General features: G+C 61.9%; 6 protein-coding genes and 1 pseudogene. All 7 read left to right on the forward strand.

Going from position 1 to position 12,478, the window contains the following annotated elements:
- Window positions 1-548: 548 nt before the first annotated feature.
- The 7 genes and pseudogenes from B4968_RS25305 to B4968_RS16325 all read left to right on the forward strand — a co-directional run bounded on the left by B4968_RS25305 (window position 549) and on the right by B4968_RS16325 (window position 12,449).
- On the forward strand, window positions 549-908 hold the full coding sequence (locus tag B4968_RS25305) for an AMP-binding protein (protein ID WP_083100497.1): 360 nt from the start codon (window positions 549-551) through the stop codon (window positions 906-908).
- Window positions 860-4,045: an AMP-binding protein gene (locus B4968_RS25310; RefSeq protein WP_083100498.1), complete on the forward strand. Its 3,186-nt coding sequence runs from the start codon at window positions 860-862 to the stop codon at window positions 4,043-4,045. The genes B4968_RS25305 and B4968_RS25310 overlap by 49 nt, the downstream gene beginning before the upstream one ends.
- The gene (locus B4968_RS16305; RefSeq protein ID WP_083100499.1) at window positions 4,014-4,685 is read left to right on the forward strand and encodes an acyl carrier protein; all 672 of its coding nucleotides are present in this window, start codon (window positions 4,014-4,016) and stop codon (window positions 4,683-4,685) included. The genes B4968_RS25310 and B4968_RS16305 overlap by 32 nt, the downstream gene beginning before the upstream one ends.
- Window positions 4,686-4,758: 73 nt before the next feature.
- Window positions 4,759-7,283 (forward strand): annotated as a pseudogene (locus tag B4968_RS16310) (non-ribosomal peptide synthetase); the annotation flags it as partial.
- 201 nt (window positions 7,284-7,484) lie between these two features.
- The gene (locus B4968_RS24680) at window positions 7,485-8,168 is read left to right on the forward strand and encodes a phosphopantetheine-binding protein (protein WP_277620959.1); all 684 of its coding nucleotides are present in this window, start codon (window positions 7,485-7,487) and stop codon (window positions 8,166-8,168) included.
- Between the two features lie 17 nt (window positions 8,169-8,185).
- Window positions 8,186-8,659 carry a condensation domain-containing protein gene (locus tag B4968_RS16320; protein WP_083100502.1) on the forward strand — a complete coding sequence of 158 codons (474 nt, stop codon included), beginning with the start codon at window positions 8,186-8,188 and terminating at the stop codon, window positions 8,657-8,659.
- A complete protein-coding gene (locus tag B4968_RS16325) occupies window positions 8,628-12,449 on the forward strand; it encodes a non-ribosomal peptide synthetase (protein ID WP_083100503.1) in 3,822 nt (1,273 codons plus the stop codon). The genes B4968_RS16320 and B4968_RS16325 overlap by 32 nt, the downstream gene beginning before the upstream one ends.
- Window positions 12,450-12,478: the final 29 nt, after the last annotated feature.

The raw sequence follows: 12,478 nt of genomic DNA on the forward strand, positions 1-12,478 counted from the left end.
TTCCATGGGGAACTCCTCCAACAAAATATCACATCAGATTTCAACAACGCTGTTTTGAAATCATAAATTATCCATAAACAACCATTGCAACCTTATGGATATCACGGAATTTCAAAAACATCTATATCTTGTTTTGGTTTCAATTTTGCAGTTTATAGTTGTAACAATAAATATTTTGTGGTTCCAACTATATGGCGCGTTCCGAAAGTGTGTATTTATTGTAATTTTTCGGTGCCGCTCTTTTGATGGGTTTTGGGGATGGGTTTTGGGGAAAGGGATTTCGCGGCTACGCTCCTTTGCTAAAATTTTTTGAGCAAATGGTCTCGCTCAGAAGGGTTCTTCCGGACACCCAGTCGGGAAAACCGCAGTGCTGTTGGCAAAAACAAAGCGCTGAGAGAATGCCTCGCGCCAAATCCCGGCCAACAAATACGGGTGGGCAAAGGGGGCAGCATCAGGGGTCCGTAAGTCGTTGAAAACCCCTGTAATGAATTGCAAAAGCCGCCCTTTTGAATGGGTAAAGGATTGGCAATGGGGGAAGGATTGGACAGATGCTTTTTAAAGAAAACGTGGTCACGGCTCTTAAAGACCGCTCAAATGCGACGGGTCAACAGATTGCATTCTCCTTTTTGTCACACAAATCCGAGGGCCCTGAAACCCTGACCTACCGGGCGCTGGACAACAAATCCCAAGCGGTTGCGCTGACCCTGCAAGCCCGCGCCAAAGCTTTGGATCTGCAGCTCAGGCAAGCGCCGGTCCTCATAGCGCTGCCTGCCGGGATGGCGTTTCTGCAGTGCTACTTCGGCTGTCTCTACTCCGGCGCCATTGCTGTGCCGATCAAAACCCGCAACGAAACCGCCCCATGGAGCACACGCAGAATGTCGCGGCTGACAGCGGTGCTCAATTGGTGATTTCAACCCATGAGATGCAGGACTGGCTTTGTGAAGCACTGCCCGGCAAAACCGTTCTCGCCATCGAGGATTTCCCCACCGCGCCCGAGGAGATCAGGGAAGGGATCTGGCAAGACCCCGGTCTTGACGGCGCGGAGATTGCGCATCTGCAATATACCTCGGGGTCGACCTCAGCGCCCAAAGGCGTGGCGATCAGTCATAAAAATATCGCGCATAACGCCTCGGATGTCTGCAGCAGCTTTCACATCAGCGCGGACAGCCGGCTGCTTTGCTGGTTGCCGCATTATCACGATCTGGGCCTGGTGTTTGGCTGCATCGTGCCGGTGTATGCCGGCAGCCTGAGCCTGCTGATGCCACCAACGCATTTTGCGCAACGCCCCGTGCGCTGGCTGCAAGCGATGCAAAACCACAGCGTCACCCATTCTGCAGCGCCCAATTTCGCCTATGATGCCTGCCTTGCCCTGCCACCTGCTGCCACCGCAGGGCTGGATCTGTCTGCCGTCAAAGCCCTGCTGAACGGCGCAGAGCCGGTGCGGGCAGAAACAGTTCAGCGGTTTGCCACCCGGTTCGCGCAAAATGGTCTGGGTGCGGATGTGCAGTGCCCCGCATATGGCATGGCGGAAAACACCCTGGTGCTCAGCGTCAACGGCCCCGACTGCCCGCTCAAATGGGACAGTTTTGACAGCGACGCGCTGCAACAGCGCAGATTGGTTCCCGCCACGGACGCGACAGTGCGCCACCGCGGTCTGGTGGCCTGCAACGGATCCCCCCTTGGCAGCGAAATCAGGATTGTAAACCCGGACACGCGTGACCTCAGTGCGGCGGGTGAAATCGGCGAAATCTGGGCCCAGGGGCCCTCGGTGGCTGCCGGATACTGGCAGCGTAAAGCCCTTTCTCAACAGAAGTTTCACGCGCAGATAAATGGCGCGCCCGGTGATTGGCTACGGACCGGTGATCTGGGCGGGATGTCCGGCGCGGATCTTTTTGTGATTGGCCGGCTGGATGACGTCATGGTGCTGCGTGGCATCAACTACAGCCCGGAAGACACCGAGCTGACGGTTGAGGCCTGCGATCCTGCATTGGAGCAAAGCGGCGCCATTGTCTTTGCCAGCGAGATTGGCACTGCAATGCGACTGGTTGTGGTGCATGAGGTGACCCGCAGCGCCCTGCGGATACTGCGGCGCAAGGGGACTGAGGCTGAGGCTGAGGCGGCGGCCCTGCAGCAGCATTTGGTCAACACCATCCGGGCCCGCGTCGCCGAGCAACATGACCTCGAGCTAGGCGCGCTGGTTCTGCTGCCGCCCAAAGGACTGCCCAAAACCCATACAGGCAAGAAAAAACGACACGCCTGCCGCACAGATTTTGCCGCCGGAACCTTCACCGGTGTGGCCACATGGATATCGCCCCGTTATGCCCCGGTTCAGGAACAGGTGCTGAGCCCTGACAAGAGGCCGGTTCAGGCGACCACTGTCATTACCCCAGGCACTAGCCCAGTCACCACCACTGCGGCCACTGCAGCAGCACCACCGGCCACCAGAGGGCCAGCTGTCACCTCACCCGCTGATCTGCCAGACGACACATCACACGCCCAGCCTGAGAAAACTGCCGATCTGATCGGCTGGCTGCGTGAATACGGTGAAACCCGCCTGAACTCTCGTCTGATGGATGAACGCCGGACGATCCCTCCCCATGTTGTGATGGATTTCGGCAATCAGGGCCTGCTGGGCATGGTCGCTCCAAAACACTACGGCGGCCTTGGCCTGCGTAACAGCGAAATCCTCAACGTGGTCGAGCACCTCGCAGCAATCGACACCACGCTGGCCTCCTTTACGGTGGTCAATAATGCACTGGGGCTGCGGCCTATCCTGCGCCACGCGCAGCCCGAGCTGATTGACAGGCTGATGCCCAGGCTCGCCACCGGCCGGGAGCTGGCCTCCTTTGCCATGACAGAGGCAGGAGCAGGCTCGAACATTCGCAACCTTTCAGCCACAGGCCGGTCGGATGGCACAGGCTCCTGGCATCTGCATGGCACCAAACTGTGGTCAGGCACCGCTGCCTGGGCCGATGTTATCAACACATTTGTGCGCCTGGAAAACCCGGCAGGGGGCGGCCAGGCCGTGAGCGGCTTTGTGCTGGAGGCGGGCGCAGCGGGTCTGCGCCAGGGACCCGAGGCGCTGACGCTAGGTCTGCGCGCCATGGGGCAAAATCAGGTTATTCTGGAGGGGGTTAAGGTTACGGCAGACCAGAGGCTGGGAGAAATCGGCCAGGGCATGGCAGCTGCAACCGATCCCATGGAATATGGCCGCTTTGCCATAGCCGCGATGTCGCTCGGGGTGATCAAGCGCTGCCTGCAGCTGATGCTGCGTCACGGGGGTCGGCGCACTATCGCCCCCGGCAGGCTGCTCGATAACCCCGCCACAAACCTGCGCATCTCGGAACTGGCGGCGGCCTCCGGCGCCATCGAGGCCCTCATCCGCACCGTGGCGGCACAACTGGATGCAGAGCTGCCGCCCCCGCCGGAACTCTATTGCGCCTGCAAATCTCTGGCGCCGGAATATGCGTGGTATGCGGCTGACGGGCTGATCCAGCAAATGGCCGGGCGGGGCTACATAGAGACCAATATTGCGCCGCAAATCCTGCGCGACGCGCGTGTCCTGCGGATCTTTGAAGGGCCCACAGAGCCGATGAACGCCCATATAGGGGCCCGGTTGGTGCAGTTTCCAGAGGATCTGCAACACTACGTCGGCACCCGGCTGGAACAGCCCGCCCTGGCCACAGAAATGGGCGAGATGGCACAGCAAATCTGGCAACACCATATGGAACAACCCGCCCTGTGGGGAGGCCATGCCGCAGCCAAGGCGCAGGCACATCTGACCATCGGAGAGGCTGCCGCGCATGGTCTGATGCTGGCCTGCCTCACTCATCACTTCACCACAGTCCCCGATTTTCTGCCTGCCGCTGCCGCCAAACGGGCGCAGGACTGGGCCCGGCTTCGGTTTGAGCACAGCCGGGCCAAAGCCCTGACGCCCTCGGCAGCTCTGACCGCGCGCCTTGATCGCGTGGCGATGGAGGCGCTGCGGGACAGCTGCGCTGCAGCCATTGGTGATGTCGAACAGCAAATGGCTGGGTGTCGATAATGATCTCGACGGGCTGATACGCCGCGCCGCGCCAAAACAGATTGCAGATCAGGGTGTTGACCAGAAAGTTGACCGAGGAGTTGATCCGGCTGCAGACATCACCGCCCCTAACATGGCACTGCCAGAGGGGCCCGCTGCCGCAGCTCTTGCGCCCTCCAGTGCGCCGTCCAGTGCGCTCTCCGATGCACCTGCCAGTTCTGCTGCCCTGTCCGTGGCCGCATGGATCAAAAACTGGATGGGCTCTGAATTTCAGATCGACGCCGCCAGCATCGAGGACGACGCGCGATTTGCCGCCTTTGGTATGGATTCAGTGGCTGCGATGTTGCTGACGGGCGCTCTGGAAACCTGGACCGGGGCTGACCTTCCGCCCTCTATCGTCTGGGAGCACCGCAGCATTGCGGCATTGGCAAACCATGTCGCGGACCTGCCCGGCGTGAACATTCCACCCGCGACCAACCTGTCGCAACCCGCCGCCGCAGGCAAGCCGCGCGCCTCTGAGCCACTGCCCACTAATCCGAACAATGGTGGTCCGCTAGCCTCCGATCCCCTGTCGCTTTTGGCCCGGGCGGATGAGCTGTCCGAGGCAGAGATGGAAGCCCTGACCCAAGACTTCGCCGAAACCGTTGAGGAGGCCACATGACACAGAACCCGCCGCGATCACAGCCTCCAAAGACGCCCTGAAAGCCCGGCTCAAGGCACTGGTGCGTGCCCAGATGGGGGCGACGGGCGATTGGCACCCCCTCAGCCCGGGACAGGAATCGCTGTGGTTCCTGTGGCAGATGGCGCCGGAAAGCTCTGCCTTTTCCATGGCTTTTCCCATGCGCATAAAAGGCGCGCTGGACCGGGAGGCACTGGAGCGTGCCTTTGCTGCTCTTGTGGCGCGACATGCCTGCCTGCGGAGTGAGTTTTCCGAAGCAGGCGGCAAGGTGCAGCAGCGCGGGCGCAGCGACCATCAGATCCGTATAGAACACCGCGAGTCCGCGAGCTGGGACGAGGAGGCTCTGCAACAGGATCTCGAAAAATTTGCCCGGCAGCCCTTTGATCTGCGCCAGGACGCCAGCCTGCGGGCCCGGCTATGGATGCGCGGGGAAAATGAGCATGTCTTATGCCTTGTCTTGCACCACATCGTTGGCGATCTGTGGTCGCTGGTGGTGCTGATGGATGAGCTGCGCGCGCTCTATGGCGCGATGCGCAAGGGTTCCACAGCCCCGTCAGCCGCTTTGTCCAAGCTGCCCGAGCTGCCCGAGCTTCCTGTCACCTATGCTGACTATGTCCGCGCCATGCATCTGGCGCAAAAGCGCAGCGTGTATCAGCCCGCACTGGACTACTGGGCCGGGGAATTACCCAGCGATCTCCCCAGCCTGGATTTGCCCAGCCTGGATCTCCCCACCGACAGCCCCCGCCCCGCCCGCCAGAGGTTCAAGGGCTCCACGGTCTTTCACACGCTAGAGGCCAGTTTAGCGGATGAAGTCGAGGCCTTTGCCCGCGCGCATGACACCACGGTCTTTGTGGTGCTACTTGCAGCCTATCAAACCCTGCTGCACCGGTTTTCCGGCCAGGCGCAGCTGCTGGTCGGCACGCCCTTTTCGGGACGCCATCTGCCCGGAACCGAAAGCATCATTGGCGATTTCATCAATATGCTGCCGCTCAGGGCCGACTTTGACGAGACCCCCACCTTTGCCACCCATGTCGCGGCGCTGCGCGATCGCCTGCTGCAGGCGATGAAGCATCAGGCCGTGCCCTTTGCGCAGATTGTTGACCGGCTGGCTCCGGCACGGGATCTGAGCCGCCCGCCCATCTTTCAAACCACCTTTGTGCTGCAGAAATTTCACCGCTATGAGGTGCTGCAAAACGCCTTTCTGCCCGGCAAAGGCGAAGCCCCAGTCCCCTTTGCAGATCTGGAACTCAGCGGTCTTGCGCTGTCGCAGCAGGCGGGACAGTTCGACCTCAACCTGGAAATGAAACGCGACAGCCATGGACGGCTGCAGGCCGCCTGGAAATATGACACTGCCTTGTTTACGGCCGCGACAGTCGAAAACATGGCCAGCTGTTTTCGGGTGTTGCTGCAGGCGCTGATCCGCAGCCCGGACATGCAGGTTGCAAGAGTGCCGCTGCTCAACAGTGCCGAATCCGCCGCGGTGATCCTGGCGGCCGAAGGTCCGCACCGCGCAGCTCCACCGCAAAAATCCCTGGCAGCCCTCTTTGAGGATTGGGCGCAAAAAACGCCGCAGGCCCCGGCGATTGCCTGCAAGAGCCAGCAGCACAGCTATGCCAGCCTGCGCGACAGGATGCAGCAACTGGCCCGCGCGCTTTCAGCGCGGGGTATTGCGCGCGAAACCATGGTCGCCCTGGTGTTGCCGCGCGGCTGCGATCTGGCCGTTGCAATGCTTGGCGTGGCGCGCGCAGGCGGGGCTTTTTTGCCACTGGCGCCAGACACGCCGCCTGAACGGCTGAAACAAGTGATCGCCCTCAGCCAAAGCTACCTGGTGCTGACAAGCCAGACTGGTGAGGCCGAAATACGCGCCGTACTGGACGCCTTGCCTGCCGCCGCAACGGCAGCTGACGCGCCGCAGGTCGTGAGCCTTGAGACCCTTTTGGCCGAAGAGCACCACAGTGATCTGCCAGCGCTGCCGCAAGACCACGATCTGGCCTATATGATTTTCACCTCCGGCTCTACCGGCACCCCAAAGGGGCAATGATCGAACACATTGGCATGGTGAACCACACGCTGGGTAAACTGGAGGATCTGGGCTTTACCGCGGTGGACAGGCTGGCCCAGAACGCGCCTGCCAGCTTTGATGTGGTGGTGTGGCAGAACCTGGCGCCGCTGGCCTGTGGCGGCGCGGTGCAGGTGATTGATGAGGCCGCAATCGAGGATCCCGCACAGCTGTTCGCGGCTTGCCGCGATACCGGCGTGACGGTGCTTCAGGTGGTGCCCTCGATGATGCGGGCGCTGATCGAAGACGTAGAGGCCGCAGCCACGCCGCCTGATCTGGGGCATCTGCGCTGGCTGGTGCCAACCGGCGAAGCCTTGCCCTGCGAGCTTTGCCGCCGCTGGCTGGCGCTGTTTCCCGAGATCCCGATCCTGAACACCTATGGCTCGACCGAATGCTCGGATGATCAGTGTCACTACCAGCTGAGTGCCGTGCGGCCGCAGGACGATATTGCACCGATCATCACCGTCGGCAGGCCAATCCGCAACATGGCGGCCTATGTGCTCGACCCGGCGCTGCAGCCGGTGCCTGTCGGCGTGACCGGAGAGCTGTATATCGGCGGCATTGGTGTTGGGCGCGGCTATCGTGGCGATGCGGCCAAAACAGAAGCCGCCTTTTTGCCCGATCCGTTTTCCAGCCGCCCCGGTGCAAGGCTATACCGGTCGCGGGATATGGCGCGACGGCGGCCAGACGGGCTGATCGACTTTCTGGGACGGCTTGATTCTATGGTCAAACGCCATGGCGTAAGGATTGAGCCGGCCGAGATCGAAGCGGCACTGATCGCCGATCCGCTGATCTCAAGCGCTATTGTGCAGCCGCGACAGGATCCCAAAGGAGAAATACGGCTGGTCGCCTATATTGTCTCGTCAGGAGCTGCAGAACCTGATCAGGCGCAGATCCGCGCCAATCTGAGCCAGAGACTGCCCTATTCGATGATTCCGGACGTGCTGGTGGGGCTGCCTGACCTGCCGCTGACGCCAAATGGCAAACGGGATCTAAAGGCCCTGCCGGACCCCATCTGGCCCGATGAGCAGGCCGCAGGCTTTGCGCCCGCCGAAACCAAGACCGAACAACAAGTCGCGGCCATCTGGGCCCGGTTGCTGGGAAAAGAAAACGTATCCGTGCAGGAAGACTTTTTTGCGGCCGGCGGCGACAGCATCAAATCGATCAAACTGGCGGCCCGGGCGCAGGACCTTGGCCTGCCGCTGGAGGCGGCTGATGTTTTCATCAACCGCACCATCGCTGCAATCGCCCGCCACCTTGACCACACAGGCGTCAGTCGCGCTGACAAAGACCGGCTAAAGGCCATCTCAAAGGCCGCAGCGCTTGAACACGCACAGGGTTTGTTCGACCCGGAGCTGCTGGCAAAGGCGGCGCAGCTTGTGACCTATGACCAATCCGACAGCTGACCAGGAGGGACGACCCCATGGAAAATCCGCAGGGACTTGACGCATATCCGCTCACAGAAATGCAGGCCGGCATGCTGTTCCAAAGTCTCTGTGCCCAGGATAGCGACGTCTATGTCGAGCAATATTCCTGCCCCTTACAGGGCCCTCTGGATCTGGAGGTCTTTGAGCAGGCCTGGTCGCAGGTGATGGCGCGACATGCTCCGCTGCGCACCGCCTTTGCCTGGGAGGGCTTACCCGCGCCAATGCAACTGGTGGTGCCCCGGCTCAAGGTTCCGCTGCGCCGGATTGACCTCTCGGAGGCCCCACCAGAGACCTATGGAGCCCGCCTGCAGCAGGTAAAGCGTGAGGAACGGCAGGCGGGATTTGATCTCAGCCATGCCCCGATGATGCGCCTGGTGGTGGCTGCAGCACCAACCGCAGAGCACCATCTGATCTGGAGCTGGCACCACGCCATCCTCGATGCCTGGTCCGGGCCCCATCGTGCTGGATGAGGTGTTGCAGTGCTATGAGGCGCTCAGCACAGGCGGCACTACCGATCTGGCGCCCGATCTGCTACCGGTGCGCCCCTTCAAGGACTTCATCGCCTGGTCGATGCAACAGGACAAGGCGGCAGCGGAAACCTACTGGCAGCAGCTGTTGCAGGGCATCGAGACGCCCGCGCCAGTCGATCTGGGGCGGCCCCAGCCGCTTGCAGCGGGGGAGGCCAGCTTATGGGCTCAGCTTATGGATCTTGAGGCCGGGGAGCTGGACCAGTTGCGCCAGACAGCCGCGCGTCACGGGGTAACTTTGAACAGCTTTGTGCAACTGGCCTGGGCTGTGCTGCTTGGTCGCTATACCGGGGCGAGTGAAGTGGTGTTTGGCACCGCAACCTCGGGCCGCCCAGCCGCGCTAAGCGGGGTCGAAACCATGGTGGGGCTGTTTATCAACACCCTGCCGGTACGGACAGCCCTCAACGAGACCAGCAGCCTGACCGGGGCCCTGCGCGCCCTGCAGGACCAGCAGGTGCACAGCCGTCGCCACGAGCATCTCTCGCTCTCCACCATTCAGCGGCTGACGGGGTTGCCCGCAGATCAGACCCTGCTGCAGAGCCTGCTTGTCTTTGAAGATTTTGGCGACATCACCCACCGCAATCAAGCAGGCGCGCTGCGCCTTGGGCCTGCAGATTTCACCGAGCGGGCCAATTTTCCGCTGACGCTTTTGTTCAGCGTGCGAGAGCACAAACACCTCGGGATCGGCTTTGAGCGGGGCTGCTTTGATGCCGCGATGGCGACCCGGATCCTGCAACAGTTCCGCCAAACTCTGCGCTCTATGGCCGACCCGCAGGTCACCCGGCTGCAGGACATCGACCCCCTCACGGCAAAAGAGCGCCGCCAGCTGACTGACACATGGGTCCGGGATCCGGGCTGGTGCGTGCCTGCCGACCTTGAGCTTTCGGTGGCGCGTGCCTTTTGCCAGCAGGCCGCGCGGACACCCGATGCGACCGCGGCTGTGTTCTGGCCCCCTGCGGGAGACCAAAGCCTCAGCTACGACGCGCTGGACAAGCGCAGCAACCAGATGGCCGCACGGCTGGCCGAACGTGGTGTGCAGCGCGGCGACCGGGTGGTGATTTGCCAGGAGCCGGGGCTGCACCGGTTGGTCGCACTTCTGGCGAGCCTCAAATCTGGCGCCACCTATGTGCCGCTGGACCCGGGACTGCCCTCGGAGCTGATGGGGGGGCTGATCAGCGACGCCCAGCCAAGGCTGGTGCTGACGGACGCCCGAACCCGACCACGCCTTTCAGAGGTTGCAGCGTCTCTGCTCTATCTTTGTCAGGAGGATGGCAGCGATCACAGCGATATGCCAGATGCGCCACCAACAGAGGCTCCTGCAGGCGATGATGCCGCCTATATGATCTACACCTCCGGCTCTACCGGACAGCGCAAAGGGGTGGTTATCGAACATGGCGCGCTGGCCCATATGATTGCCGCCCAAAGCAAGGCCTTTCAGATTTCACCCGGGGCCCGGGTGCTGCAATTCGCCTCCTTCAGTTTTGACGCCTCGGTGTCAGAGATTTTCTCTGCCCTTTTGGGAGGCGCCACGCTCTATATGGCGCCGCGCAGGCAACTTTTGCCCAGCCGTGAATTCCTCGAGCTGTTGCAGCGCTGGGAAATCACCACCCTCACGCTGCCACCAACGGTTCTGGCCCGGCTGCCGCACTGGCCGCTGCCAGCGCTGCGCGTGCTGGTCACCGCCGGCGAGGCCTGCCCCCCCGATCTGGCCCGCATTTGGGCACCCGGAAGGGTGTTTTTGAACGCCTATGGGCCGACCGAATGCACCGTCTGTGCCACCCTGGGCCCGGTTGCGCCACACGAACACAAGCCCACGATTGGCCGCGCCCTTGGCACGGTTGAGACCTATGTGCTGGATGGCGCCATGCGGCTGTGTCCGATTGGTGTGGCGGGGGAGCTGTATCTAGGTGGGCCACAACTGGCGCGGGGCTATTGGCAACGTGCCGATCTGAGCGAGGCCAGTTTTGTTGCGCATCCCTTTGCGCCAGAGGCCTCGGCACGGCTCTACCGCACCGGTGATATTGTGCGCAGGCTAAGCGACGGGCGGCTCGACTATCTTGGACGGCGGGACCAGCAGCTGAAACTACGCGGCTTTCGTATCGAGCCGGGCGAGATCGAGACCGCTCTCTGCCAGGCCCCCGAGATTGCAGAGGCTGTGGTGCTGGCCGCAGACAGGGGGGCAAACGGCGAGGGTACAGGCGATCAGCTCACCGCTTTTGTTGCCCGCACGCCACCCGCCGAATGGTGGCCCTCGATTTCGGAGTTTCTGGTCTATGACGATCTGGCCTATTCCGCCATGACCCTGGACGAGCGCCGCAATGACAGCTACCGCGCCGCCATCGCACAGCACGTGCCGGGCAAGGTGGTAGTCGACATCGGCACAGGCCCCGAGGCCCTGCTGGCGCGGTTCTGTACCGCGGCCGGCGCCCGCCACGTCTATGCAATAGAGCTGCTGGAGGCGACCTACCAAAAGGCCAGGGCCCGTCTGCAAGAGCTGGGATTGCAGGATAAGATCACCCTAATCCACGGCGACGCCACCCGTATTTCGCTGCCCGAGGCGGCAGATGTCTCGGTGTCGGAAATTGTCGGAGCCATCGGCAATGCAGAAGGCGCTGCCACCATCATCAACGCAACGCGCCACTTGCTGAAACCTGCGGCACAGGTGATCCCCGAACGCTCTCGCACCATATTTGCGCCGGTGCAGCTGCCGGATAGCCTGCTGGAGACCCCCGGATTTGGCCCCCTGGCCCAGAGCTATATTGACCGGATATTTGCCGCCTATGGCCGCCCCTTTGATCTGCGCCTGTCGGTGCGCGGCTTGGGCTACGATAACCTTTTGGCGGCGCCGCAAAGCTTTGAGGATTTCGACTACCGCGCTCTGGTGCAGACCGAATTCGACGCACAAGCCCGGTTTGACATAACCCGCGAGGGCCGCTGCGACGGGTTTCTGGTCTGGCTGACGCTGGATTGCGGCGCAGGTCCCGTGCTGGACATTCTGCAGCACGAACATTGCTGGCTGCCCGTCTTTTTACCCCTGGCCGCACAGGGCCGCGACATGGCACCCGGGGATCGGATCGAATCTCGTTTTGGCGCTGTGTTGAGCGACGACGGGCTGCACACGGACTATCACATTGAGGGACATAGCATCGCCGCCGGGCAGGCCGAGCACTTTGCCATTCAGGCGCCGCATCACGACCGCGGCTTTTGTGCCTCTCCCTTTCATGCCGCGTTCTTTGCCGACGGTGAGGTTTTGCAGGCGCAATCCGCAGGGCTGGATCTTGAGGCGCTCCGCAGCCGCCTGTCCGAGGTGTTACCCGACTACATGATGCCCGGCGAGATCATCGAGGTTGACCAGTTGCCCCTGAACACATCAGGCAAAATCGACCGGCATGCGCTGCTGACCCTGCGCGCTGAGGCCAGCACCGGGGCCGGCATCGGGGCCAGCGTTGAGGCCAGCCCCGCGGCCAACTTCGCGCCCAATTCCAAACCGGGATCAGCCGAACAGACCGCTACAGTCGCGCCCTTTGACACTCCAGAGGCACAGGTCGCTGCCATCTGGCGCAACGTGCTGGGCCGCGAGGTCAGGCGCGAGGGCAGTTTCTTTGAGCAGGGCGGCCATTCTCTGTTGCTGCTTGATCTGCAAAGCAGGCTCAGCGCTGCGGCGGGCAGACAGATCGCCATGACGGATCTGTTCCGATACCCTACCATCACGCAACAAGCCCGCCATTTCTGAGCCCGGCACATGAGGTTGAAAACACAGCC

This window comes from Pseudophaeobacter leonis (genome assembly GCF_002087335.1).
In the GTDB taxonomy this organism is placed as follows: Bacteria; Pseudomonadota; Alphaproteobacteria; order Rhodobacterales; family Rhodobacteraceae; genus Pseudophaeobacter; species Pseudophaeobacter leonis.